This window comes from Njordella aestuarii (assembly GCF_056494165.1).
The window spans coordinates 5,036,766-5,062,725 of the sequence record NZ_CM151397.1 but is presented as its reverse complement, the minus strand read 5'-3'; the positions used below and the strand labels follow the sequence as shown (position 1 = coordinate 5,062,725).

18 protein-coding genes are annotated in these 25,960 nt (G+C 50.7%); 11 read left to right on the top strand and 7 right to left on the bottom strand.

Features of this window, described 5'->3' with window-relative positions; all coding sequences use genetic code 11:
- Position 1 precedes the first annotated feature (1 nt).
- Together SH451x_RS19945 and SH451x_RS19940 are read left to right on the top strand one after the other, a co-directional pair.
- Positions 2-2,188 carry an SH3 domain-containing protein gene (locus SH451x_RS19945; RefSeq protein ID WP_479358836.1) on the top strand — a complete coding sequence of 729 codons (2,187 nt, stop codon included), beginning with the start codon at positions 2-4 and terminating at the stop codon, positions 2,186-2,188.
- Between the two features lie 243 nt (positions 2,189-2,431).
- Positions 2,432-3,238: an endonuclease/exonuclease/phosphatase family protein gene (locus SH451x_RS19940; RefSeq protein WP_479358835.1), complete on the top strand. Its 807-nt coding sequence runs from the start codon at positions 2,432-2,434 to the stop codon at positions 3,236-3,238.
- Between the two features lie 104 nt (positions 3,239-3,342).
- On the opposite strand, the gene pgl is transcribed toward SH451x_RS19940, so the two are convergent.
- Positions 3,343-4,116, bottom strand: a complete 774-nt coding sequence (gene pgl / locus SH451x_RS19935; RefSeq protein WP_479358834.1) for a 6-phosphogluconolactonase — start codon at positions 4,114-4,116, stop codon at positions 3,343-3,345.
- 35 nt (positions 4,117-4,151) lie between these two features.
- Between pgl and SH451x_RS19930 the strand changes: the two genes are divergently transcribed.
- From SH451x_RS19930 to SH451x_RS19920, 3 genes are all read left to right on the top strand, one after another.
- Positions 4,152-5,507 carry a peptidylprolyl isomerase gene (locus SH451x_RS19930; protein WP_479358833.1) on the top strand — a complete coding sequence of 452 codons (1,356 nt, stop codon included), beginning with the start codon at positions 4,152-4,154 and terminating at the stop codon, positions 5,505-5,507.
- A gap of 292 nt (positions 5,508-5,799) precedes the next feature.
- The gene (locus SH451x_RS19925) at positions 5,800-6,678 is read left to right on the top strand and encodes a DUF1571 domain-containing protein (RefSeq protein ID WP_479358832.1); all 879 of its coding nucleotides are present in this window, start codon (positions 5,800-5,802) and stop codon (positions 6,676-6,678) included.
- A gap of 285 nt (positions 6,679-6,963) precedes the next feature.
- Positions 6,964-7,701, top strand: a complete 738-nt coding sequence (locus SH451x_RS19920) for a Bax inhibitor-1/YccA family protein (protein ID WP_479358830.1) — start codon at positions 6,964-6,966, stop codon at positions 7,699-7,701.
- A gap of 100 nt (positions 7,702-7,801) precedes the next feature.
- Here the strand turns inward: SH451x_RS19920 and SH451x_RS19915 are convergent, their stop codons facing one another.
- Positions 7,802-8,563 carry an MBL fold metallo-hydrolase gene (locus SH451x_RS19915; protein ID WP_479358829.1) on the bottom strand — a complete coding sequence of 254 codons (762 nt, stop codon included), beginning with the start codon at positions 8,561-8,563 and terminating at the stop codon, positions 7,802-7,804.
- Positions 8,564-8,636: 73 nt separating this feature from the next.
- Positions 8,637-9,500 carry a hydrogen peroxide-dependent heme synthase gene (gene hemQ, locus SH451x_RS19910; RefSeq protein ID WP_479358827.1) on the bottom strand — a complete coding sequence of 288 codons (864 nt, stop codon included), beginning with the start codon at positions 9,498-9,500 and terminating at the stop codon, positions 8,637-8,639.
- Between the two features lie 241 nt (positions 9,501-9,741).
- Between hemQ and SH451x_RS19905 the strand changes: the two genes are divergently transcribed.
- A complete protein-coding gene (locus SH451x_RS19905; RefSeq protein ID WP_479358826.1) occupies positions 9,742-12,126 on the top strand; it encodes a CHASE3 domain-containing protein in 2,385 nt (794 codons plus the stop codon).
- Between the two features lie 54 nt (positions 12,127-12,180).
- Here SH451x_RS19905 and SH451x_RS19900 read toward each other — a convergent pair whose 3' ends face one another.
- The gene (locus tag SH451x_RS19900; protein WP_479358825.1) at positions 12,181-16,908 is read right to left on the bottom strand and encodes a PVC-type heme-binding CxxCH protein; all 4,728 of its coding nucleotides are present in this window, start codon (positions 16,906-16,908) and stop codon (positions 12,181-12,183) included.
- A gap of 157 nt (positions 16,909-17,065) precedes the next feature.
- Here SH451x_RS19900 and SH451x_RS19895 point away from each other — a divergent pair, with 157 nt between their 5' ends.
- The gene (locus SH451x_RS19895) at positions 17,066-17,935 is read left to right on the top strand and encodes a YdcF family protein (protein ID WP_479358824.1); all 870 of its coding nucleotides are present in this window, start codon (positions 17,066-17,068) and stop codon (positions 17,933-17,935) included.
- On the opposite strand, the gene SH451x_RS19890 is transcribed toward SH451x_RS19895, so the two are convergent.
- From SH451x_RS19890 to SH451x_RS19880, 3 genes are all read right to left on the bottom strand, one after another.
- The gene (locus SH451x_RS19890; protein WP_479358823.1) at positions 17,912-18,406 is read right to left on the bottom strand and encodes a dihydrofolate reductase; all 495 of its coding nucleotides are present in this window, start codon (positions 18,404-18,406) and stop codon (positions 17,912-17,914) included. The genes SH451x_RS19895 and SH451x_RS19890 overlap by 24 nt on opposite strands.
- An 84-nt stretch (positions 18,407-18,490) precedes the next feature.
- Positions 18,491-19,285: a thymidylate synthase gene (locus SH451x_RS19885; RefSeq protein ID WP_479358822.1), complete on the bottom strand. Its 795-nt coding sequence runs from the start codon at positions 19,283-19,285 to the stop codon at positions 18,491-18,493.
- A 20-nt stretch (positions 19,286-19,305) separates the two neighbouring features.
- A complete protein-coding gene (locus SH451x_RS19880) occupies positions 19,306-19,980 on the bottom strand; it encodes a class I SAM-dependent methyltransferase (RefSeq protein WP_479358821.1) in 675 nt (224 codons plus the stop codon).
- A gap of 311 nt (positions 19,981-20,291) precedes the next feature.
- On the opposite strand from SH451x_RS19880, the gene rimO reads away from it, so the two are divergent.
- The 4 genes from rimO to SH451x_RS19860 all read left to right on the top strand — a co-directional run bounded on the left by rimO (position 20,292) and on the right by SH451x_RS19860 (position 25,850).
- Positions 20,292-21,719, top strand: a complete 1,428-nt coding sequence (rimO, locus tag SH451x_RS19875; RefSeq protein WP_479358820.1) for a 30S ribosomal protein S12 methylthiotransferase RimO — start codon at positions 20,292-20,294, stop codon at positions 21,717-21,719.
- A gap of 271 nt (positions 21,720-21,990) precedes the next feature.
- Positions 21,991-22,563, top strand: coding sequence for a CDP-diacylglycerol--glycerol-3-phosphate 3-phosphatidyltransferase (gene pgsA, locus SH451x_RS19870; protein ID WP_479358818.1), 573 nt, complete (start codon positions 21,991-21,993; stop codon positions 22,561-22,563).
- A 208-nt stretch (positions 22,564-22,771) separates the two neighbouring features.
- On the top strand, positions 22,772-24,253 hold the full coding sequence (gene guaB, locus SH451x_RS19865; protein ID WP_479358817.1) for an IMP dehydrogenase: 1,482 nt from the start codon (positions 22,772-22,774) through the stop codon (positions 24,251-24,253).
- Positions 24,254-24,281: 28 nt separating this feature from the next.
- Positions 24,282-25,850, top strand: a complete 1,569-nt coding sequence (locus tag SH451x_RS19860; RefSeq protein ID WP_479358816.1) for a hypothetical protein — start codon at positions 24,282-24,284, stop codon at positions 25,848-25,850.
- The last annotated feature ends 110 nt before the right edge of the window (positions 25,851-25,960 follow it).

The window sequence follows — 25,960 nt, the reverse complement described above, 5'->3', positions numbered from 1 at the left end:
AATGTGTCAAGAAAATGACCAACTCTCAGTGGCGAAGGTTTGCCGACGATTGAATGCCATGAACCGATTTTTGTTCACTATCGCGGCTCTCGCCTCCAGTAGCGCCTTCGCATTTGACTTTGAAAAGTTTGATGCCCCGAAGACGCATTTCGTGCTTACAGACCAAGCAAGTACTTACGCTGGCCCGAGTAAAGAGTCGTACTCGACGGGTACAATTCGACGAGGCGAACCGGTCGAGGTCTATGGTCGAATCGGCGATCAATGGTATGCGATACGACCTCCAGTCGGTCAATACGATTGGGTCGCAGCACAATACGCACACCTCTTACCAGGTGGACATCTCGCTGAGATCATTGACACTCCGACACCAGCATGGATCCACACCGATGACGCGGATCGGGACCAATTTCTCTGGCAAGTCAAGCTGCAACCCACTCAACAAGTTAACGTCCGTGGCCAGTTGAAGCAAAAATTGGATGGCGGAAAGACGCGTGCGTGGTACAAAATCGACCCGCCACCCGGTGAGTTCCGATGGCTGAAGAAAGATGATCTCGCGGAACAACCACCCAAGATCAAAGTTGCTAACGTGCAAGCGCTTCCGACGAAATCGAGTTTAACTTCGCTGACGGCTGAACCCAACGAAGCAGAAAGTCAGGTACAACAAGCTTCAGGCACGATTGTGCAGATGAACAACGAACCTTTTGCATTGGCTCCGGGTGAATATCTGGTAGATGGCGACGTGGACGGAGTTATGTCGGAGATCCAGGCAGAGTACAGCGAAGGATGGGTCGAAGGGGATTCGATCCTTTACGATAGTGTTTCAGGGGTGTCGCCGGTGGTGGAAACGTTTGGTGAAGAAGCCGGCTCGTGTGCGACCTGTGGTGCTGTTGGGGGAGTCGCTGGATGCTTGACATGTGGCCCGGATCTCAACGATCGCAATTATCGGCTGCGTCCGGTAGGAAAGCTATTGAGCATGCTTGGTTTTGCGTTGGTAGAAGCCGAGCGAGCTCCGGAAGCGATGCCGTGTGGCTCCTGCGGACTAGCTGGCTGTACCACCTGCGGTGTAGCCCAAGGAATTACCCGTGCTGGAAGCATTGGTAGTCTTCCAAGTCGACTAGATGCATTGCCACGGCCGACGCCACGCATGGGCGATTCTCAAGTTGATCGAAGTCTACTCATTGATCGCCTTGGCGAAGCGCGGGAGAATCTGCGCGAGAGCGTAGAAGATGTACGAGAGACGATCAGTGGATCGCGCGAGCCGCTGCTTTCGGGTCCGGCGTCGGTTAGCCTGGGAAGTCCTTTGGGCCGTCGAGCCGATAGTACTGGCAGTGCGACGCTTTCATCCAAGGCTCAGAACTGGCAAGGGCTTCCGCTCAAGGGGATTCCTTCGGATATTCCCGAACTCGATATCGAAGGTCCGACGGGAGTAGACCCAAATTGGGATAGACGGCCCGTGGGGTTTACAGGCGAAATCAGAGCTAGTACTGAAGCTGATTCGAATGTTCGTCAAAGTTCGACTCCCAACCAACGTGATCAAGGAAATGCAAACCCAGCAGCCCGTGAGAACGAAGAACTTCAGTTCTCTTCGGCCCTGTTGCAACAAGCCGCCGCAGAACTAACTTCGATCGTATCGCTTCCAACGGAGCAGTGGCAACTGCATGGTTTACATCAAGTTGTGCAGGAGTGGGTGGAGAATGGCGCAGATCCTATCGCGCGGGGCGAAGCAAGGTTGCTACTAGAACGAATCGAACAGTTTGAAACGTTCCGATCAAAGTGGGTGGTTGCCAACGTCGGTCGACTGGCGAGTGTCAACAGTCAAGCATCTGGTTTGATGACTAGCTCCAGCATGCCGATGGTATCGACGGCGGGCTATCAATCAGAAAGTTCAGGAGCGAGTGTTCGTAGTGTTTCGAATGTGAGTGTGGCAGCGGCAAAACAGATTATTGCAAGTGCGGATGCTTCCGGATGGCTAGTTGCAGTGCATGGCGAAAATCCAGACTTGCCTAGATATGCGATTACTGACGATGCAGGTCGCTTGGTCGCCTACGTTGAAGCGATTCCAGGCTTGAACTTACGAGGCTATTTGCAACAACCGATAGCAATATACGGTCAACGAGGCATGCATACGTTGCTGAACATGCGCACAATCCGAGCCGACAAGATCGTTCGTATTAGCGATGCACCTTAAGGTTAGGCTTAGCAAGCCAGCAACTCAACACCTTTTCGCGTACGATGGTAATCGATTGCCGTCCAGAGTTTGTCGGAATGTCAGTATGAAAGCGTTCAGTGCAGTATCACAATCGACTAGCTGAACGATTCTCTAGCAGATGCGACTCGAGATATCGTCTGACCTGAGCTATAATTAGAGACGTCACGAATTGATGTGGGATAACCTCTTTCGCTAATGTGATTGATCTATATGGTCGGTTTGGTGCAACTACGACATGTGTTGTTCTTACTAGCAATCCTTTGTTATACAGAACAATGCGTTGATGCTCAGAATTTGCGCGTCGCTAGCTGCAATCTCAATTATGCTAACAAGCAAGGCGGTGAAGTGTTAGGAATGATTGCAGAAGCCGATGTGGATATAATTTGCTTCCAAGAAACCAGTCTGGAAATGGAGAAAGTCTTGCGGCGCGGATTACGTGTTTCGCATCCCTATTTTCATGCTGTAGGTCACGATGGTCGCTATTATGCCGAGAGATTTGCATTTGCCTCTCGTATCCCGGTCCGGGATATCCGATTTCATCCACCTCAGGCAGGTCTATTTGGATTTTACACTGCGACTCTAAGCTCGTTTCCTGAGCCCGTTCAAATTTTGAATGTGCATCTGACGCCGTTTATTTTGAACCGGAACGCTGGTATCGCAGAAGCGATGAGTGCACTTAATGCTACAGAGAGCAAACATGAAGCGGAAATCGAAGCAGTGATTGACTCAATCGTACCAGCGGATCCGGCAATAGTTGTCGGGGACTTCAACAGCATTTCTACCTTTGTTGCTCCACAACGTCTTGCAAAGCAAGGTTTAATCGATAGTTATGCATCCAGCAATAAAGATGCTGATCTAAACGCAACATGGCAATGGCCTACGAGACCTTTACCACTGGCACTGCGTATTGACTACATTTTTCACACCGCACATTTCAAAACAACTGAATCAAGTATCGTTCGGATTCCGGGCTCTGATCATTCCATGGTTGTTTCCAGCCTGCAATTCATACCGGCAGGCAGCAAGTAGGCCTCCCGCACTACATCAACTTCAAACTGGCACTCACAGTCTACGGGTTTGCTGGATGAATACAGTAACCAAAAGAAAGTAGGGAGCGGAGTCATAAGATGAAGCTAAATGCTTAACACCGGTGGCATGACGGCTTCAAGACCTTTTACTGCGGCGGAGTCGACGACCCAGATGATCTGACCGTTGCTTGAGTTGATGCCCTGTGCCGGATAGAGTTCGATGTTCTTCGGCTCGCTCCAAATCTGCTGCAAGGCTTGCTTCTTTCCCGCGCCGCATACTAAAAAGTAAGTTGTCTTGGCGGTGTTCAATTGTGGATAGGTTAACGTTACTCGCCAAGTATCCATTTTAGGGATATAGTTTTCGGCTGCAGCGCGATCAGCGATTTGAAGTGCCTCTGTTTCTGGAAACAACGAAGCCGTATGGGCGTCGTCGCCGATTCCTAACAAGACAATGTCAAGAGACAAAAAGCCTTCTTTTCCATTATTCAGTTCGGTCAGAGTCTTTTCGTAAGCCAAAGCCGCTTGAGCTATAGATAACTCGCCCACCGGTATACGAAAGACGGTAGGTTGTGGTCCACTGGCCAAAGCGTCGAGCATCGCGAGTTTGGCCATTTTATAGTTGCTGTCGTCGTGGTCTGGCGGCACATTTCGCTCGTCACCCCACAGCAAAATAACTTTGTCCCACGCAATTTCGCCTACAGGAAGCGCGGCGAGTTTTTGATAAAGCAACTTCGGAGTCGAGCCCCCCGCCAAAACGACGATGCATCGACCACGGGCACCAATCGCAGCATTAATGTCTTCGATTAAATGCTGCTGAACCCACGTTGCACATGCATCTGCAGATTCAGTAACGACGACTTTTGAATTGAATAAGGGCATTGGAAAACGATTTGGAGCGAAGGAAAAGCGAGAAAATGCATCTTGCTGTAGAAAATTCAGACTTCTATAAGCAAGGTGAGGTATTAGATCGTGACACTGGAAATTGCTCAAGACGTTTGCTAGCTAACAAGAGCGTCAAACGTTCTGGGGCGAGCACGTTGGATTCGAAGCTTGCGATCAATATGCGGCGATCAAGCAGCGAGCAGAACATGGGATCGAATAGGATGCAAACGTACAAGCTTACTTCAGTCTCACTGGCTGTGTTCATTGGAATCAACGGGCAAATATTTGCACAAGGGCCCAGCGATTTCGTACCAGCGATAGCCGTATCGACCGAGGCACCAGCCAACGTCCCGCCGAGATCGATCGAAAGCGAATTCGAACCCGCCAAGCTAGTCGCTATTGTGGGTGAAGAGCATGTTCTTGCAAGTGAGCTCATGCAACTGGTTGAACCGAAAATTGCTGAGCTAGGTGAGCGGATCCCTGAAAGCCAGGTGCCGACCGTTCGGGCGCACCTAATGCGCCAGGCATTGATTGGTACCGTGACAACAAAAATGCTTTCTCAGGAATATATTCGCCAGTCTGTTGGCGGAAAAGCTGTCAGCGAGAAAAGAGATGCTCGAGACCAATTCACGACGACCGCGAATCGGATTTTCCATGAGACTTACATTCCGCAGCTAATGCAACAACACAAGGCTCAGAACGAGATTGAGCTGAACGAGAAGCTCAAGAGCAAAGGAACCTCGATCGAGGGACTCAAGCTGACATTCTTGGACGGAGTCATGGCGGATGAAATGTTACGCAAGGTAACGCCCGAGAAGCTCTACGTTGATATTCTCGAGGTCCGCGACCGATACGAAAGTCAAAAAGAAGACTGGCGGCGGGATGCAAGAGCCAGGTTTCAAGTCATGACAGTTCGCTTCAGCAAGTTTCCGAACAAGCAGGCGGCATATCAAGAGATCCAGAGCATGTATGAGGAAGTACGCTTGGGCGGAGCAAAATTCGAAAGCGTTGCCAAACGCCGTTCCCAAGGCGCGCGAGCGGATGAAGGCGGTTTGTATGACTGGACGAGCAAAGGGGCACTTGTCAGCGAAGTGATTGACGAACTTGTCTTTACGATTCCATTGAATCGATTGAGCAACATAGTTGAAGATAAAGAAGGATTTCACTTTGCTGTTGTCCTTGAACGCGAAGAGGCTCGCGTCCTTCCATTTGCCGATGCACAGGAAGAGATCCGCAAGAAGGTCGAGCAAGAGAAGAAAGAAAAAGTTCGTGACAAGTTTCTCGAAAAATTGCGCAAAGAGACGGTCGTGTGGACTCTTTGGCCCGAAGACATTCCTGGTTCAAGGCCTCTATCGGAGGCCGTCTGGGGGCAGACAGCTGGTCGATAGAACGCTAAGCGTTTGTCGAGATACCATTGCGCAGGCAAAAGAAACCCGGTGTACAACCTCTGTGGGGTAAGCGTTACAAGCTACCTGACTGCACCAATCCGGTTAAACGATTTTAGGAATGGGGGTTATACGCAAAAATGCTTGCACATAGCCCGCCGAATTGAAGCAGAGCATCAGGAACGCTCGATAAGGTATTGCAGTGCGAAGCTGCAATCGCTTAGTGTTGTCCCATCCGCCAGCTTGCCGCGGTCGGGGATGGAAGCCTTGTTCAGGACGAAGGATCGACGTAGCCATGAGACGAATTTGGAGCCAATTCAAACTTACCATAGTCGCATTCTCGCTCTCTGCGACCGCGTCGACAGTGCTAGCACAGTCGCCAGTAAATACGCAAGAGCCAGTTTACAGGCTCAGCAAGAATGAACAGCCACCGATTCCATCGGCCCAGCCTCATTCACTCGATCCAGCGATTCAGTTGGCGCACGAGAGTCTGCGTCATATGAAATCGACCGTAACCGACTACACGGCGATTTTGATTAAACGAGAACAAATCGACGGACAGCTTGGCGAGTACGAGTACATGTTCGCCAAGTTCCGCAACCGTCAAGAAAACAACGGTCAAATAACGACACCTTTTAGTGTCTATCTGACGTTCCTCAAACCGGCCGCTATGAAGGGCCGCGAAGTCCTGTACGTTGAAAATGCCAACGAAGGCAAAATGATCGCTCACGAAGGTGGGATGAAGCGAATGTTAGGTACGCACGCACTGCCACCTAATGGCTGGCTTGCGATGAAAGGCCAACGTTATCCTATCACCGACATTGGGATCGAGAACTTGCTGTTGAAGCTAGTAGAACGCGGTGAGCGAGACCGAGCTTACGGTGAATGCAAAGTCGAATTCTTGCAAGGCGCTAAGGTTAGCGGTCGCGATTGCCGCGTGATTCAAGTCACGCACCCAACCAAGGTCGGCCCATTCGATTTCCATATCGCGCAGATTTTTATGGACGAAGAACTCCAGATTCCCGTGCGCTATGCTGCTTACGACTGGCCTGCAGTGGCTGGTGGCGAACCGCAAGTTATCGAAGAGTACACTTATCAAAACATCAAAATCAACGTTGGCCTGACCGATGCTGACTTTGATGTCAACAATCCGCAGTACAACTTCCATCGCTAAGCACACCCAAGACGTCCTGAAGTTGATGGGCGGCGAGATGCAGCGAACTAGAAATCGAAACCCGCACTGGTCTAAATCTGGCCGGTGCGGGTTTTTTCGTTTGGCAGGGTGACGAGAACTATGGTTGATGAGTGTTCATATTAGCCCCACCTCGTCCGCGATTTTCAGGAATTTTAGACGGCTTCAATTGACTTTCTCTCTCCGGTAGCTCAACAATTGAACACGCAGGTGCTAGGATATAGCTGGACTGCTGACTCATATAGAATCTGGCTTTGGAGACAATTGATGAACTACGACAATCCCTACGCGTATGACGGCTCGGTTAAAGTCGCGCAATCGGCAGACCGCGCCGAGCGAACAGCTTTCATTCAGCGCACTTATATCCATCTGGCAGGCGCGATAGCTGCGTTTCTGTTGATTGAGTTTGCGCTCCTAACAATCTTCCCAGCGGAAACGTTATTGGCGTTTATCGGGCCTGCGATGGGCGGATGGGGTTGGCTGGTTGTGTTGGCCGCGTTTATGGGAGTAAGCTGGCTGGCCCGCAGTTGGGCAGACTCAGGCAGTAGCCGCACGATGCAGTACGCCGGTCTTGGGTTGTACATTGTTGCCGAGGCTGCCATCTTCTTGCCGATCATGGCGTTGTCACTGATGCTCGATCCTCAAGGTGGAATTCCGATGCAAGCGGGGCTCATTACCGCTGTCGTTTTTGGCGGGTTGACATTGATGGTCTTTGCCACGGGAGCTGATTTCTCGTGGCTCGGACGCTATCTTTGGTTAGCTGGATTGGTGGGGTTGGGTGTGATCGTCGTGGGCGCGATTTCCGGCTTCACTTTCGGATTGTGGGTGTCGGCCGCGTTCGTACTGCTGGCTGCTGGTTACATCCTGTATGACACGTCGAACGTAATGCATCATTACCGTACTGATCAACACGTCGCCGCATCCCTGGCTCTCTTCGCATCGGTTGCTCTATTGCTTTGGTACGTGATGCGCATCCTCATTTCGATGTCATCGTCGAACGATTAGTCTCGGTTCGAGTTCTTTGTTCTCAACTACGCTGCGTTTCCAATGCGACAACGCAGCCTTCCTGGTAAGCGGTTGCACGGCATTAACAACGCGGATGGCGCTAGAACACGACTTCGAGATTATCAAAAGCAATCTCGCATTTTAGTTTTTGAAGACGCGGCCTGCACTGTAGTTCTTTTTGCAGGGCGTCGCTCAGGTCATCGTCGATGGTGTTCATGTGTGTTAGGACGACGCGAGCAAGCTGCCACTTTTCGAGACAATCGCAAAGGCTGCTCAAGTCGGTGTGGCCTGTCTGAGCTGCGAAATCTGCAAGGTTTCCTTTGAAGTTGCATTCGTGAAGCAACAGATTCACGTCAGAAACGATATTCCAGTAGTCGCTATCAGGGGCTGCGTGTGTGTCAGTAACATACCCCAGCGAACGGTCTTGCCAATCAATACGATAGCCAACAGACCCGCCTGGATGCATGAGTGGGAACCAGGTGACCTTTGCACCATTTATTTCAAATATGGGACCACTTGGAAGCGGTTGCCAGTTGATATTCGGTTCGCTGGGAAACACCAAGCTTGAGAAGACATGTTCTCGAATCGCTTGCAACTTCTCCTCCTCGCCCCACACTGTTATCTCCTTGGCGGGGGTAGTGAAGAAAACATTCCATAAGAATGTTAGGCCCCAAACGTGATCGAGGTGTGCATGGCTTAGCAGGATGTGAAGTGATTCATGCTCAATAAGAGGCAGGCTGCGAAAGAGGCCGCTGCCAGCATCCAGCATGATGTTGGATGCGGGTAGAAAGTAACAAGATGTATGCCTCGTAGCGTTGGGGTGATAACCGGCAGTCCCCAAGCAGTATAAAGATCGGCTCATTTTTCAGTCGTGATGTTCGCGTCATTGAATGGAAGTAGGCAGATTATAATCCAAACGCGACATGTCGATGCAGCTAACGCGGGACGGCGATCTGGCAATGTTCAAGTATTTGAGCTGCAGTTGCGGCGTATCCGACATAGAAGGGACCAAACAAGCCATATTTAGCACTTGCCTGGTCAAATCGCATGTTATAGACGATCTCCTTGAGATATTGCGGATTCTTTGCCCACAATGTGACGCTCCACTCCCAATCGTCCAACCCAACTGCGCCGGTAACTAGTTGCGTCACCCGGCCGGCATAGGCCATACCGCTTTGCGCGTGCTCGCTCATCATCTCCGCCCGCTCGGAGAATGACTCACGAAACCAATTCGCGCCGACTTCGCGCGCCTTGCTCATCGGGTAGAAGCACATCGCTGGCCAATCGGGAAAGTCGGGCGCTAAACGCTGTGCGAGCATCATGGGCAGGCGTTTTTCGTAAGACCCGACTTTGGCTTGAAAGCTTGGTGAGGAAGGATCTTCGCCGCTACGTTGTAATTTTTCTGCATACTGCTCTTTGGTCGGCAGATATTCGCTCAACTCGGACATGGAAACGAACGAGTAGACTTGTTCGAGAGCGGCACCTAGTCGCGTTGCAATGATTCGTTGATGAATACGGTCTACTTTCAACGGATCTTTGTCCATCATAATGACGCAGAAGTCAGCTTTCTGGCCGCTTACTAAGTACGTTTGGAATCGCTCAGTCTTTTCCTGGGAGACTGGTTCAAGCGCGCTAATAAATTGGTCGCACATTTCCTGGATGGATCCGCTATTTGCGTCCAATATTTGCTGTAAACTCCAGCGGTTCCAGCGATAGAAGTAATGCCCAGCGTGCAATCCCACAATTGGTTCGATGGATGGCTCGGGAATACTTTGGGTACGTAATGGATTAGGGTTCATGTCTGCGGTCTACTGCGATACTGTCTGGACGGGGCAATACGGACTATCGTTGTAGATGCAACCATTTCCGTCAACCAGTGAAGGAATGAAGCTTGTCGATCACCGTAGAGAGCACCCGACGATCAAAATCGTCGGCTGAATGCCCTGTTGCATTCGATTTTAACAGCAGCTCAAACCCAATGTACGATGCATTTTGGATGAAAAACGAGCAACATGGCAGCGAAGGCGAATCGACTCATCTATGACTTTACTTACGAGTCACCGTCAGCCGAGAAACCGAAAAACGGATACACCGGAAAGCACAATTGCCGTAATAGGTTTGCCTATCGCGACGGTGGTCCTGTTCGGGCTTTTGACATTTTTCAGCATACAGCAACTTCGCGATGCCTATCGTGACGTGAATGCGGTTCATTCTCGGAAAGATCATCTCACACGTCTGCTGGCGGACATTTCTGATCTGGAAACAGGCCAGAGGGGTTATTTGTTGACGAATGACCCGGACTACTTAACGCCGTACAACGTCGCCATATCCAGAATCCGCGCAGATCAATTAAATCTACGGGCTGCCTATTCGCAGGACGGAGAATCGTTGGAACAAATTGCTGCACTCGAGCCTCTTGTCGAAGATAAACTTCGCGAAATTGCTGCGACGCTCAAGCTCTCGGAAGAAGGCGACTCCGCGGCTGCGCTTGATTTGGTAAAGAACCATCACGGTCGTAATGTCATGGTGCAAATTCGCTCGAAGATTGCTGATTTGCAAGTGGCCGAAGACATCATAACCGAGAGATTGGACGGTCGAACGCAGACCGCGTTCTTTAGCGCGATCATAATCATCTTTTCCGCAGTAATGCTCGCCGTACTGGCCACACTTTGGGCATTGTCCAAAATGCAAACGGAGCTCTACAAAAGAAAAATTTTGGACGGCTATTTGCGAAAGAGAACGCGGCAGTTATCGACGCTCGCTGACGTTAATACGCGCGTTGCTGCGGCAAGAGACATGCGCTCGGTCTTTGGGATCGCTCTCAATGAATTTCGTCAACTATTAGGGGTACGTGAAGCCATCGTGCGTTTCGGCAACGGACAAAGTTTTCGTTACGAACGCAGCACAATTTCAAATTTAGTTATTCAAAGTGACGAAGAATACGTCCAGGAAATCTTTGAAATTACAGGCAAAATGGCGAATGAGGAGAACGCGTACTATCGCAATCTTGCCGAAATAGAACACTTCTACGAACACGCTGCATCACCCGAGTTGCGGCTGCGTAGTTTTTTTGAGCAGTCGCACAACCTTCTCACTGTTCCACTGATTTCGCGAACTCGCACGGAGATTGGGAGGCTCATTCTGCTTGGAAAATACGATGACGATTTTGACGAAGCAGACTTATCGACAGCGGTTCAGATGGCTTTGACGATGAGCGTGGCAATCGAGAATGTGCAGTTGATCGATCAGTCACTTGTGGCCGCACAACGTAAGGATGAATTCTTGGCGATGCTGGGGCACGAACTGCGAAATCCGTTGGCGGGTATTTTATCGAGCAGTGAAGCGATCAAGCTTGCACAAAGCGAGGACTTACAAAATGGAGACTCGAATCTATCTGAGTTGAACGAAGTGATATTGCGGCAAAGTGCCCATATGTCTGAAATCGTAAATGACTTATTGGATGTGTCTCGTATTGCACGTGGTAAGATCGTCCTGCGCAAGACAGCATTCGATTTGCGCGAAATGTTGAACGAGTTAGTTGCTGACGCCAAACGAACGCATGAAGGCCGAATAATTGTGGGTAGAATTCCCGAGGATGCTTCGGATTTTATGATCGTTGGCGACCGCACTCGAATCGTACAATCGGTAAACAATCTTATTCATAATGCCTGTAAGTTTTCGGCACCCGGCACCAAGGTCGTTGTCGAGTTGTTTAAAGAACATAGTGATGCTCGCGAGATTGAAATACGTGTAATCGATCAAGGCGTGGGGCTATCACCGCAAGATCTGGAGGCAGTCTTCGACATTTTCCATCAGTCTTCCACAACGATTGATCGGTCTCAAGGCGGCTTAGGACTAGGTTTGACGTTAGCAAAAGGGCTAGTCGAAATGCACAATGGTTCTGTAAAAGTTTTTAGTGCTGGCCCCAATCGCGGCTCTACGTTTACTATAAGATTGCCACTCATGAACCAGATCGATGGAATCACGCCGCACAGACTTGAAGAAAGAAACGCTGACGTGGACGAGGAAGATCAACCGCAAACTCCAATTACCGTTTTGGCAATCGATGATCGCCGCGACGCACTGCTGCCAATCGCCGCATTACTCAAACGTGCTGGACACCGCGTACTCACGGCTCCAGATGGATTGACGGGACTGCAGATTGCCACAAAAGAATTGCCTGACATGATCCTGTGCGATATTGGACTTCCCGGCGAAATGAATGGTTATGATGTTGTACGAGCTATTCGGCAAGACAAGGCAACTCGCTATATCTACGCCGTTGCGTTAAGCGGATATAGTCAAAAATCGGATATCGACAACGCAGCCCAGGCTGGATTCGATTATCACGTTGCTAAACCTGTGGCCTTCAAAACGTTGCGAATGTTGATTTCGCAACGTCCATCGTTCAATCAGCAAACTTAACAGGGCACCAGCAAGCATACGTATTTCATCGATTTAGCCGGGATTACAGGCGAGCTACTTTCCATCGCTTTGTAAAAAGCCCACTAAATTTGCGATTTGCAACTCGGTAAGAGTGCCGAGCAAGTTCTCAGGCATCATCGACTGTTCACTCTGCTTTTTGCCAACAATGTCTTCCTCATAGACCGTGACTAGTTCCGTCGGCGTTTGCAGTACGATCGAGCCTTCTGATTTGGACTTCAGAAGACCGGTAATCACCTGCCCTTCCTCGGTTTGAACGATCCAAGGTTGATAATCCTTGGCCATTACTGCGCTAGGGCTAACGATGTTTGAAAACAAATAGTCCAAGTCTTTACGATTCGAACCCGTAAGTTCTGGCCCGATATTTCCGCCTTCGCCAAAGAGTTGATGGCATTGACCGCACGTTTTTTGGAAAAGAGCCTTGCCTTCACTCGTGTTCAGCGTCTGGCTATGTTTCGCAATAATATTCTTCAGTTGTTCGATCTGCTTTTCAGCCTCGCCAACAGACTGACGGGACTCAGACCATTTTTCCTTTAGTTGTCCAAGGCTCTTGAAGTCCTCCAACTGGCTGAGTTGTTCGAACATATCTGCTGAGATTTCGTTGAGACCAATGAGCTTGTTTTGCATCGCTTTCCAAAGTACATCTGCAGTAGTTCCGCGACGTGTCAAAGTATAAATCGCAATCCGACGCTCTTCCGAAGGCCAGCCGTACATCTGATTGACTAATTTTTCCGCCAGGGCGGGATCAAGACTAACACCAATTGTAGAAATTGCCTCCGAGCGCAATTCTTTGTTTTCAAGCAACTCAAACGATATCTCCGACGCCTTTGGATCTCGAATTTCCCGCAGCATGGAAAGCGCTTGTTTGCGATCGCTGACGGCCTGCTCGGGAGAAGCCGCAATTTCCCGCAAGCGATCTATCGCTGCAGGATCACGAAACTTGGCGGCAACTGCCATGGCAAGTTGTCGAATCGCACTATCTGGTGTTTCGAAAAGCTTGTCACGAAGCTTTCCCCAGCCATTGGGCATTGATGGAGTTTTACGTGCCGAGAGGCCGATGGCAAACTCGTTCAAGAGTTCCAGAGCGTCTGCGCTCTCAGTGCTGCTGGTTAAGAATTGAACTGCCGATTCGATCGGAAGGCCTTGGTCGGTAGTTGAAAGCTGGCGGACACAATACTTTCGTACGATACCTATTCTTGACTTTGTCGCAACTTTCGTGGCCGCTTCGGGGTTCGCTCGTGCAATTCTGCTGGTTGCATACCAGTACATCAATGGCAAGTTATGGTCGGTTTGATCTTCTTCATGCCCGACCAGATATTCCAGGATCGGAGCAGCCTGATCGACGTCCACCTTTTGGCAGGCCGAGGCCAAATAAAGTCTTACAACTTGCGATTTGTCGCTTTTTGCCATTTCAGCCCAGTGGCCGGTATGTTTCTTCCAGTACGTTTGGGGGAAGCATTCAAGCGCTAGTTGGATTCCCCAGCCACGGACAAATTCATCTTGGTCACGCTGGGTAAAGGCGATGTCTTCGTCGGTAACAGTGCTGCAAGCCGCAAGTGTCCAGAGCGCATTTAAGCGTTGGGTAGCATCGTTGCTGTCAAGCATTTGCTTTCGAATCAAAGCAATTGTTGGGCTTTGAAAGTCGGCATGATGGCGTTCCTGAAGGATGCGACGCGCGGTTCGAACGTACCATTGATTCTTGTCTGATAGAGCCTTGACTAGTTGTTCGTCATTCCAGGTTTTAAGATCAACTTGAACTGGTAGAGTGTCTTGATAAGCAATACGATAGATCCGACCGTTACCTCGATCATGGTCATCGACATTGCCGGTGTGACACTGCTGTATATCGTACCAGTCGATGGCATAAACTTGACCATCTGGACCTGATCGGAAGTAGAGGATTTGGCTACTGCGATCGTTGGCAAAGAGGAAGTCTGGCGCACCGTCTCCATAGTAGCCACTTCCCGTCCGAGCCAACTGGTCTTGGTTGAGCCGAGCACCATGAATGTTGTTCATGATGATCTGATCGTGGTACGATTCAGGCCAACTGCCGCCTTGATAAATCAAAGCACCGGAGTGTGCATGTCCACCACCCGCGTCATCGCTCCGATTGTTTCCCGCGTGGGGGTTATCGCCAATCCAATGTCGGTGCTTTGCTATTGTTTTGATGTCATCATAGGTAAACTCGTCAAAATGCTGACCCGCTTGGCGGTGATAACGAGCTCCTGGGATCACATGAAAAAGGTGCGGAATGACGCAAGCGGTCAGAAAGCACTGACCACGCGAGTTGAAATCCACTCCCCACGGGTTACTGGTGCCGTGCGCGTAGACTTCGAACGTTTTGTTGATTGGATGATAACGCCAAATACCAGCGTTGATAGCTTGACGTTCAGCATTAGTCGCGCCGGGGCGACCTACTTTAGAATGAGTAAAGATGCCGTGGCAGCCGTATAGCCAACCGTCGGGCCCCCAAATGAAGGAGTTGAGGACTTCATGAGTGTCTTGCCATCCCCAACCATCGAGTTCCACTACTGGTTCGCTATCGGGGACATCATCGCTGTTTTGATCGGGTATAAAATAAAGGTAGGGTGCAGCACCGACCCAAACACCTCCAAATCCAACTTCGATTCCGCTAACTAGGTTAAGGCCTTCATAGAAGACCTTCCGCGAATCGAGAATGCCATCTTTGTTCGTGTCTTCAAGCACGAGTATGCGATCGCGGCCTTTGTCACCTTTTGCTCGGGCAGGATACTCATAGGCTTCTGCGATCCAAATCCTGCCCCGTTCGTCGATCGTCATTGCAACAGGTTGTCTAACCTCTGGCTCAGCAGCAATTACTTGCAGTTTAAAACCTTCTGGCAATTTCATTGCGGCCGCCACTTGTTCGGGCGACAAGCTTTGGTGTTCAAGTACATCTAATTTAGAAAGTTTGTCTTTGTCCGCAATTTTTGGCTGCGTGTCGTGAAGGCGGAAATCGTCTACATTTAGGTGTCCCCAACCCTGCGCAGAGGCATCGACCAGTCGGAAGAATACGCCTTTACCAACATGCTCTTTGGCATCGAGGACCGCTCGCTTCATCGTTTCGATATCGCTGCCAGATTGGGAAGCGAGAATTGAATTGGTACCAACTTCGACAAGTTCAACTCGCGTATCTTTACTGGTGCCGCCGCCGATCAGGAAGCTGATCCAAGGGTGTGTTAGCTTAAAAGATCTACTTTCCAGTGCTCCTTCGCCGATGTCTTGAACAACTTCAAAAGTACCGATCCAAAACTTTCCTTCGTGGTTACTTTGCATATCAGTACGGCGTTTCGAAATCAGATCGCCCTCGAGCGGTTGCTTAAAGAAAGCTGCGCCCGAGCCTCGCCAATCGGTGAGGTCGCCTGTTTCGAAATTGAAATTTAGGATTCGACCGCCTTCCTCCGCCGGGTAGAATCCGCCCAAGGCGTCGTTGACCTTAACGAGGTTTTCAACCGGAGTCTTAAACGCTTTCGCTTGTGCAATTGCTAACTGATCATTGCCTTTTGCGTCGTTGTCGTTTGTCTGCAAAAAAACGTGGACTCCACGCTTGCTGGCGGAGAACACGTCAAGCAAACCATCTTTATTAATATCATGCGTTGTAATTTGAGTACCAACGCCGCTGTCGCTATCGATGATATGTGGCACAAAGCGAAATACGTTCTGCCCGCGCCGAACAACTTCAAACCAAACTAGATGAGCTGGTTCGTTTTCCCCCGGGTCGTGACCTTGATGGGCCCAGAATCGTTTTCCGGTAACAATATCTGGCGTTCCGTCGCTATTGATGTCGGCCACCTCGATTGCGTGTAGCTGGCTGATCGAAATACCAGTCGGAGAAGATTCGGCGTTCTCGGTCATAATCGAGACAGCACGCCATTGATACTCACCGTCTTTGGATTCTTTGTCATACATTACCAAGCCATAGCCGTGAGCTTGAAGGCTGGTCAAGACTTCCGTTTGCCCGTCACCGTCGAAATCAATTGCATAGAGTTGCGCGGCGTTTTGAGCGAACTGAAAGGGATGGAATTTCCAAAGCGGTCGATCTGACTGGTTCGCCGTGGCTAGATTGCCTGGGTTTTGCCACCAGCCATTTGCTGCCAGCATGTCGGGTGCACCATCGTCGTTTACGTCGCCGACTCCAATGCCGTGAGTAAAGCGTTGGTAGCCACCGTTCTCGCTAACGGGGATAAATTTCCACGGTTTAGTTGGATCAGATGGGATTTCAGCGTACCCAAAATGTCCTCCGTTGCAGCAGACGATGTCCGGCTTGCCATCGCCTGTCACGTCCTTAAACATCGGGGATTCGTTGTCTGCGACCTCAAGTGCAACGTGACGCGTCCAAGCCGCCGTCGAACGAACGCCTTCACCGGGATTTTCAAAATACCAAGCCTGCGCCCCGGGAAAATCATAGACCAGGACATCATTCCAACCATCTTGATTGATGTCGTAAGTGTACGAAAGGAAGTTGTTCGAATAGCCATTGATCGAAAATGGCTTAGGTTCATAAATAGTCGACTTCGTTTTAAAATCGGGGCCATAATAGACAAAAGGGCCTGCGATTAGATCAACTTTGCCGTCCTTGTCGACGTCGGCGCAGGTTCCACCTTCGCTATAAAAATCACGACTAAGTTCGATTCGCTCAAACTGTTGCCCTGTGGCGGCCGAAGCTAAGAGAGAAATTGCCGCGAAGTTTGCAAGCTGCGTGGCTCGATAGAACATATTACGAAGAGAAATACGATTCTTTCTCATAAATCAATCCAAGTTAAAGAAGCTGCATCTGCCGAACGAGTCTATTTTGAAGTGGTCCGTTCGGAAGTACAACGGAAGGTGGGAGTTGTAGTCATTGCGGCCAAGCGTATGGGCTCGCGGTATCCATTAGGCAATATCTTACACAAGTCACACTCAAATGAATACAAACGCGGCTAGCAAAGATCATAAACAACTTGGACGAACGAAATTTGCCCTCGCTCTGCTGATAACTTTCGCATACCCGATTGTTACAGCCGTCATTGGCGTGATCGGTGGAGACCTCCTGGTTCTTCAAAAGATTGCGACGCGGTGGTTATACCCTATTGGTTTGATTTATCTTGTCGCGATGTTTGCCACCATCATCGGCCTTCAAAAAGGTGAAAAAACAATCGCTTGGCTGGGCAGTATTATCCTTCTGGTTTGTATCGTTTCCACCGATCCCGTCGTACGTTGGGTCGCGATGCCACTCGAAAACCGCTATCCAGAATGGGTACCATCGATTGAGGCCCCTTTGGATACCGCGATTGTTTTGGGTGGTGGAACAGGACTGACTCCGCGGATGCGGCCTCAAATGAATATTGGTGGCGAGCGTTTAGGTTGGGCTGCGCGACTTTATCATGCGGGTGCCATCAAGAAGATTGTCGTGACAGGCGATGCGCTAATAAGCACAGGCGATCCAATAGAATCTCCTCAAGCGCAATCAATTGCAATTCTAACTGGACTTGATGTTCCTGCGGCAGCCATCACGGGACTGCAGGGGCGTAGTACTTTCGAAGAAATTCAGTCCTTGAAAGCACAACCAGAGCTTTGGAAGGGGAAGCGTTGTGGACTGATCACGTCCGCGATTCACCTCACACGTGCTATGAAGCTTGCCAAAGCTGCGGAAGTAGACGTGATTCCTGTGCAAGCCAACTACCAATACCCCAATGGTGCGTTCACAGCGCTCGATCTGATTCCGGATGCTGAGAACACTTTCATACTACAACAAAGCATTCATGAGTACTTAGGTATGTTGATTGGTCGGTAGTCTGGTCCACTGTTCCAAGCGTGTGGCGAACTGGTCGTGTTCCCCAGCAGGTAGATATTCGGTTTCTTCCATTTGCCAAGCCGACAGTTCCCAATCCGGCAGTCGGGTATCGCCATCTACATCCGCAAGGACATTTGTCTTCAGGAGACTGTCTGCCAGTACAAAGGTTTGCTCGTAAATCGTTGCGCCGCCCACGACGAAGAGTTTTTGACTTGCAGGCACAATCTGAATCGCTTCGTCGATTGAACGAACTATCCGAACACTTGGATGCTCGATTTGATAGGATGCGTTGCGGGTCAAGACGATCGAAGTTCTTCCTGGCAAGGGTTTAGGGATCGACTCAAATGTCTTTCGTCCCATAAGCAGACAATTACCCATCGTTGTTCTCTTAAAACGTTGCAGATCACTTCGGAGCTTCCACGGGAGTGCATTTTCACTACCGATAACTCCGTTACGGGCCACTGCGACCACGATGCAAATGGATGGTCTGATGTCATTCCCCTTTTAGCATTTCGACGTTGGGTATTTATAAATTAGCTGACCGCAGCAGTTGGATTACACAGCAACAGGAGCGGGGATATGTGGATGTGGGTCATAGTCTTCAAGCTTAAAATCATCGAACTGAAAGTCAACGATGCTTTCTGGTTGCCGCAGGATCTGCAAGCTCGGCAACGGACGTGGCTCGCGAGTAAGTTGTTGTTTGGCTTGCTCAAAATGGTTTGAATAAAGGTGCGCATCGCCGAGAGTGTGCACAAATTCACCTGGATTCAAACCAGTTGTTTTCGCCATCATCATAGTCAACAAGGCATACGAAGCGATGTTAAAAGGCACGCCAAGGAAGACGTCTGCACTGCGCTGGTAGAGTTGGCAACTGAGCTTGCCGCGGGCAACGTAAAACTGAAATAACAAGTGGCAGGGTGGGAGTGCCATTTTGTCCACGTCCGCAACATTCCAGGCGCTGACGATGAGTCTACGCGAATCGGGTGTTGTTCGGATAGCAGTTTCAACTTGGCGTATCTGATCGATGGTTTTCCCGTCAGGACATTGCCATGATCGCCATTGTTTGCCATAGACTGGCCCCAGCTCGCCGTCGCTATCGGCCCATTCGTCCCAAATACTAACGCGGTTTTCTTTCAGGTACTGGATGTTTGTTTCACCGCGCAAGAACCAAAGCAGTTCGTGCAGAATACTGCGCAGGTGAAGCTTCTTGGTTGTGAGCAACGGAAAGCCTTGGCCCAGATCAAACCGCAACTGTCGACCGAAGACTGAACGCGTGCCAGTTCCCGTGCGGTCCGATTTGTCCGTGCCATTCTCAAGAATATCAGTCAGTAAATTGAGGTATTGCTGCATAGGTTAGTTAGGTATCAAAATTAAACGGTCTGATATTCAGGGATACGACAAATCCACGTCCAGTGGCGATCGGACGTCGCTTCCAAGTTGCTGGCGGACAAATTTGCCTGCTCGATAAAATCTTTCGTTTCTTCAAGGCTTAATGCTGCCAAGAGGCTTTGACGAAAAAGTTGTTGCGACGTTGCATTTTCGTCGCCTGCGTATTGTTCAACAAACTGCTCGACTTGTTCGACAGACTCTGGTCGAAGAAGATCTCGTACGAAGACTAAACCGCCCGGGCGAATAATGCGTGCACATTCTGCGAAGAACTTTAATGGCTTTGCCAGATGATGTACCAGAGAGTTCGATATGATCGTGTCGAAATAATGGTCTGCAAACGGCATCTCGTGGACGTTTGAATGATTCAGCTGAATTCTTTCTCGAAGCCCGGCAACTTCGACGCGGTATCGAGCCAGCTCCAGCATCGGGACGGAGGCGTCAACTGCCATCACTCGAAGTTTAGGAACTCGCTCGCAAAGTTCGAGCGGAATCATCGCAGTGCCTGTACCCAGGTCGCAGACGTCAATTCCAAGTTCTCCGCATGCCAACAAATCATCGACAAAGCGTTGATTGACTTCCGTGTGATCCATTTGATCGTAGCATTCTGCCGCCGCCCATTCCGCCATCACTTCGGGTTCTAGTTGTCGGTCAAGCATTGTAGCGCTCAATTGGTTCGAATAGCTGGGGGGAATGGTCTAAATTGGAAGTTACTGCAGCGGGCAGGTCGAAAGCGGTGTTCAACGTGATCAGAATCTGCAAGGAATTACGAGGCTCCCGGACGCTTGAGAGACAATTTCCCTTTTGTTTTGAGCGATTTCGCATATGCTAAGCATCGGTCCGGAAAAAAATAACCGCCCCCTTTCGTTGGGAGCGTGCCACGTGCGAGCCTTTTACAACAGCGCACCGATAGTTTTTCCGAACTCCTCAGCTCTTTTCCGTTCGACCTCCGTCGTCGCCACCAAACCGCATGAACAGTTTACCGATACTTGCCGCCGTTGACCAAGGACCTCGCCCACAAATGGCTGAAGGCGATGCGGAAAAGAACTTCAGCAAAGGAACATACAGTTTCATTTCGCTCGGCTGCCCCAAGAATTTGGTCGACAGCGAGCAGATGCTTGGACTGCTGCATGCCGATGGCTATCGGATGGTCGATGCACCTGATAATTGTGATTTTGTGGTGATCAACACCTGTGGTTTTATCGATTCCGCACGAAAAGAGTCCCTGGAAACGATCGACCAGATGCTGGAACTTAAAAAGACAGGCAAAATTCGGGGGGTGTTGGTGACGGGCTGCTTGGCCGAACGTCAACGAGAACAGTTGCTGGAGCAGCGGCCGGAAATTGACGGACTGGTCGGCGTTTTTGGTCGCGATGAGATTGTGAGCTTGGCCGACTCGTTTTTGAGCGGAATTCAGGAGCAGCGTTCCATATTCCGCCCTGCCCCGATTCGAGCCTTGTCTGACGATGTCCGAATCCCAGCAACGCCTCGCCATTTTGCTTATCTAAAGATTTCTGAAGGCTGCGATCGGTTGTGTACGTTCTGTGCAATTCCAAAAATGCGGGGCAAACATGCTAGTAAACCGATGGACGCTATCCTTCGGGAAGCACGAGCGTTGGCGCAACGCGGCGTTCGCGAGTTGGTGATCGTGGCTCAAGATACAACTTACTATGGAATTGACATCTACGGCGAACCGCGGCTGACCGAATTGCTGCAAGAGCTAAACAAGATTGATGGCATCGATTGGATTCGGCTGATGTACTTTTATCCGATGTACATTGACGACCGTTTGATTGAAACCATCAATAGTTCTGAGCGGATATTGCCTTATATTGATATTCCGCTGCAGCATTACAACGACACGATGCTTCGTCGGATGGCCCGCCGTGTAACGAGCTCTCAGATTTCGGATTTGGTAGGAAAGCTTCGCGAGGGCATCGATTCGTTGGTTCTTCGGACGACGATGATTGTGGGTTTTCCTGGCGAAACCGACGAACAGTACGAGGATTTAGAGGATTTTGTGGCGAAGGCCAACTTCGAACGGCTTGGCGTATTCACTTATTCGTTCGAGCCGGATACGCCCGCGGCAAAGCTACCCGATCATCTGCCTCAACGAATCAAGAACGAACGCCAGAAACGCTTGATGGCTGTTCAGCAGCAGTCGGCATTTGCGTGGGCTCAGGCCCGACTTGGTACGACGATGGATATGGTGGTGGACAAGTTGTTTGACGAAGAGAAAAACGTCGCTGTGGCCCGGACATACGCCGATGCCCCCGAAGTAGACGCGGTCGTTTACTTGACTGGCGCGGACGGGGTGCCGCTGCAAGTGGGAGATTTCTGCCGCGCTGAAATTGTCGGTAGCCAAGGTTACGACTTAATCGCAGCAGTCATTCGGTAGATTGCTGCACGTCCTTCAAATAACCTAAGGCACTGTCGCGGGATACTTTGGCGGATGTGGCGATCGAATCAGGTGTTCAAGGTTTCCTAATCGGTGTGCCTGACGATAACGTTGCCTCTAGTTATACTTCCCGCGTGATGAAAGCCTTTCGGCAGCATCTAAAACTAGTCAGAGCCTTGAAACTGTCTGCTGTGACGGACGCAACGCATTACGAATCCCCTGGGGCTGATTGCTGGCAAACATGTCTGCTTCGCTGATTGAAAAAAAGAAAATGTCTGCTCGGATCTGGAATGTTCCAAATGCGCTGTCCCTGGCTCGACTATTTCTTGCGTTGGTCGTATTCGGTCTGATCGAGTTCAACGCATATTTGCCCGCCCTCATCTGTTTTTCGATAGCAGTTGGGACAGACTGGGTTGATGGTTGGTATGCGCGGAAATACCAACAAATTACGAAGCTTGGCCGTATTCTCGATCCTTTTGTCGACAAAGTCATCATCATTGGGACAATGATCGCCCTGTGCACAAAGGCCGGAAGTGGGCTGGCGTCTTGGATGGTAACGGTCGTTACAGCTCGAGAACTTTTGGTGACTTCGCTGCGGGGCTTGGTGGAAGGTGCGGGCGGCGATTTTTCTGCCAAGCAGCTTGGTAAGTGGAAAATGGTCCTCCAGTGTGCTGCGATCATCGCAATTTTCATCTCGCTGTTGTATACGCAGATACCTTCCTGGCTGGACTGGGCGCGAGCTGTGTGCATTTGGGGAGCGGTCGTGCTTACCATTCTGTCAGGCATTGAATATGTCCTGCTCGTCATTAAAGCCTCAAAAACACCGGTCGAGGTAGCCGCCTAAGTACGCCTTCTGTTCCCAAGGTTCAACGAAGCGGATTCAGCAGGCTGGACAGAACTTGTCGCTGGATCTGGTGAGAGAAGCAGTCCCAAAGCCTGCTCTGGCGGGACGAGTTGCCAAGATGCCTCTTTGCATCCATAATCTGCCGGTTTCCACGATCGCTCAAACCTCAACGACGTGCACGGTGGAAACGCCGGCTGCAACTGCCTCTATGGAAGACAAGCTCGCCTATTCTGGCATCACCTTCGATGATGTCCTGCTGGAACCTCGCTACAGCGCTATTATGCCATCGCAGACCGATGTCAGTACGCAGCTAACGCGCAACATCCGACTGCAGATCCCCCTGCTCTCCTCGCCAATGGACACGGTTACTGAAAGCGAGATGGCGATCGCGCTAGCAAAAGTCGGTGGCCTGGGGGTTATCCACAAAAACATGACGCTGGAGTCACAGGGTGAAGAAGTCACCAAAGTGAAGCGAAGTGCGAATGGCATCATTTCCGATCCGGTCACGCTGCAACCTGGCGATGCAGTTAGCCGCGCTCAAGCCATCATGAAGGAGCAAAACGTATCTGGTGTGCCAATCGTCGACAAAACAAACAAACTTGTCGGGATTTTGACCAGACGTGATTTACGATTTTTGGAATCGGCAGATCTTGAGATAAATCAGGTCATGACCAGGGAAAATCTGGTCACTGCAACAGGAAATGTAACGCTTGCGCAAGCTGAGCAAATTTTAACGGAAAAAAAGGTAGAGAAACTTCTGCTGGTTGACGAAGAATACAAACTAACAGGACTGATCACGATCAAAGACATCGACATGATGAAGCGGTACCCGAAAGCGTGCAAAGACGCCAAGGGACGTTTGCGAGTCGGTGCGGCGATTGGAGTACATGACCTGGACCGAGCGGACCACTTGATCGCTCGTGGAGTAGACGTGTTGGTCGTTGATAGCGCCCACGGACATTCCGCGAATGTTATCGAGACGGTTCGCCAGCTAAAGAGCCGTTACAACATCGATGTTATCGCCGGAAACGTGGCCACCGAACAAGGTGCCCGAGACTTGGTGGAAGCGGGTGCGGATGCGGTGAAAGTTGGAATCGGACCGGGATCAATTTGTACGACTCGTGTGATTTCCGGAGTTGGGGTTCCGCAGATTACTGCGATTTACAATGCGACGAAGGCGGCGGCGAAAGCTGGCGTCCCAACGATTGCTGACGGTGGAGTTCGCTTTAGCGGCGACATTGTCAAAGCGATTGCGGCGGGTGCAAATTGTGTGATGATCGGCGGACTGTTTGCAGGGCTGGCCGAAAGCCCTGGACGGACGATCCTATATCAAGGTCGAACGTTCAAAGCATACCGAGGAATGGGGTCCTTGGGAGCAATGGTCAAAGGAAGTAGTGAACGTTACCGGCAAGGCAGCCAAGATCAACTTTCGAAGTTGGTTCCTGAGGGTGTCGAAGGCCGAGTACCGTTCAAGGGTCCCTTAGCTGACTACGTTTACCAATTGGTTGGCGGTTTACGAGCCGGAATGGGCTACTGTGGAACTGCGACTATAGAGGAATTACGCACGGATGCACGGTTTATCAAAATCTCGGCTGCCACAGTTCGCGAAAATCATCCTCACGACATTGCCATCACGCAAGAGTCACCCAACTATAGCCCTGAGTACACTCACGGCGACGAACACAACTAGAAGTGCACAAAGGAAGTCAAGCCGCCGAATGCTGCCGGGGGGCGCAGCATCGGCGGCTTGCCTTCTCTTTTCTTTAGCGATAGCGCAAGACGTTACCGCACAGTCGACCTGGTCACCCGAGCCATTTGCAGCCAAGCAATCGATTGCACCGCTGCAAAATTCTACAGCTCGCACCAGTCCTGCAAGTTCGCAATCGACCAATTCTTTCAGGAATCGCGATGAACAATCGCAATTGAACAACCGTTTGCGAGACTCCTTCGCAAACTCAACGGCAACCAATGCTCAAGATCGGCAAGTTGTCGTGCGTTGGAAAAGCGTCGAGCAGTCTAAGTTACCCGTGGAAGGCTACTCAGATCAAACGTACGCTGCACAGCCATCGTCGCCGATCCGTTCGCAGACAGCCCAAGCGGCATTTACCACGCCGAATCCCGCAACTGCTGCCAATGCAATTCGCAATCCTATGCGGACGACGCGCTCCTCGCAAGAGATTGCTCAGGAGCGACAGCAGCAAGCGCAACGGGCTCCACAACCAGAAGCCAGTCAAAACCGCGCACCTGTTGGGCATGCAAGCTGGACTTCACGCAGCGACGCTCCATATGAAAATCCAGTGCGGCAGGTCGCCTATCAAGATTCACATGAGTCGCTTCCACCGGTGCCTAACTTTCAAATGCCTGCTCCTGGAGCGACAGCCGATCCATCCGGTACGCTTGATTCAACGGAGCCTCGTTCGCTGCTGATCCCCAGCGATGAGGAAGATGCTGCTCCGCCAAGCCCTTTCCGCGAGCCTAGTCGGCAGCTCGATCTAGAAGAATTGCGCGAGAGTCCATCGGATCAAAATGCGACCGATGAAGATGATGCTCCAGAACGTCCAAATGGCAATCAGCCGCCCGTTCCTCCGAAAGGCGAGCCGCGGATGTTGAACGACTGCGATGCAATCCGCACGCAATTGCTAGAGACACCGATCACGAATATTCGCCTCGATGTTTCGCCAAGTTTCGGCACTGGTCCGAAAGACAAGCAGAGTGCGCAGGAGCGTCGCGAAAAATTTGCTACTCAAGCTCCGATACGCGGCTGGACAGATTTCAAAGGACGACCGATCACCGATGGTCGACTGATCGATCTACGCTACGACGCTGTTGAATTGGAACTTGCCGACGGTTCTCGTCAGGGCGTATTTCTGCGCGATTTGAGCGATAGCGATTTGGCTTACGTAAGCGAAGTTTGGGGGCTGCCGATGACCTGCGGCGTGTCGGCTGATGATGCTCCGGTGCGATCGTATGTACCAGCAACTGTTACATGGCAAGCTTCGGGACTCTGTCACAAGCCTTTGTACTTCCAAGATACGCAGCTTGAACGCTATGGGCACGAATTCGGTCCGATCGCGCAGCCGCTTATTTCATCAGCTCACTTCTTCGGCAACGTTGCATTCTTGCCGTACAAGATGGGAATCAATCCACCGTCGGAATGTCAGTACGCGTTGGGCTACTACCGTCCAGGCAACTGTGCACCGTGGACAATCGCTCCGGTGCCACTGAGTCTTCGCGGAGCCTTGATGCAATCCACGGCCATAACCGGAGCATCGATGGTGCTGCCTTAGTATTCGCTGTTAGTGTCAAGCCTGTCGGAGAGGCAGAGCCTCCGAGGCAGCTCATTCCCAGGCAGAGCCTGGGAACGAGAATTAAGAGAGGCAGAGCCTCTGGGGCAGTT

Bases quoted from the DNA above. Each gene is read 5' to 3' on its own strand.
- SH451x_RS19945 (WP_479358836.1), top strand. From the start codon at position 2: ATGTGTCAAGAAAATGACCAACTCTCAGTGGCGAAGGTTTGCCGACGA.
- pgl (WP_479358834.1), bottom strand. From the start codon at position 4,116: ATGCCCTTATTCAATTCAAAAGTCGTCGTTACTGAATCTGCAGATGCA.
- SH451x_RS19930 (WP_479358833.1), top strand. From the start codon at position 4,152: ATGCATCTTGCTGTAGAAAATTCAGACTTCTATAAGCAAGGTGAGGTA.
- SH451x_RS19925 (WP_479358832.1), top strand. From the start codon at position 5,800: ATGAGACGAATTTGGAGCCAATTCAAACTTACCATAGTCGCATTCTCG.
- SH451x_RS19920 (WP_479358830.1), top strand. From the start codon at position 6,964: ATGAACTACGACAATCCCTACGCGTATGACGGCTCGGTTAAAGTCGCG.
- SH451x_RS19915 (WP_479358829.1), bottom strand. From the start codon at position 8,563: ATGAGCCGATCTTTATACTGCTTGGGGACTGCCGGTTATCACCCCAAC.
- hemQ (WP_479358827.1), bottom strand. From the start codon at position 9,500: ATGAACCCTAATCCATTACGTACCCAAAGTATTCCCGAGCCATCCATC.
- SH451x_RS19905 (WP_479358826.1), top strand. From the start codon at position 9,742: ATGACTTTACTTACGAGTCACCGTCAGCCGAGAAACCGAAAAACGGAT.
- SH451x_RS19900 (WP_479358825.1), bottom strand. From the start codon at position 16,908: ATGAGAAAGAATCGTATTTCTCTTCGTAATATGTTCTATCGAGCCACG.
- SH451x_RS19895 (WP_479358824.1), top strand. From the start codon at position 17,066: ATGAATACAAACGCGGCTAGCAAAGATCATAAACAACTTGGACGAACG.
- SH451x_RS19885 (WP_479358822.1), bottom strand. From the start codon at position 19,285: ATGCAGCAATACCTCAATTTACTGACTGATATTCTTGAGAATGGCACG.
- SH451x_RS19880 (WP_479358821.1), bottom strand. From the start codon at position 19,980: ATGCTTGACCGACAACTAGAACCCGAAGTGATGGCGGAATGGGCGGCG.
- rimO (WP_479358820.1), top strand. From the start codon at position 20,292: ATGAACAGTTTACCGATACTTGCCGCCGTTGACCAAGGACCTCGCCCA.
- pgsA (WP_479358818.1), top strand. From the start codon at position 21,991: ATGTCTGCTCGGATCTGGAATGTTCCAAATGCGCTGTCCCTGGCTCGA.
- guaB (WP_479358817.1), top strand. From the start codon at position 22,772: ATGGAAGACAAGCTCGCCTATTCTGGCATCACCTTCGATGATGTCCTG.
- SH451x_RS19860 (WP_479358816.1), top strand. From the start codon at position 24,282: ATGCTGCCGGGGGGCGCAGCATCGGCGGCTTGCCTTCTCTTTTCTTTA.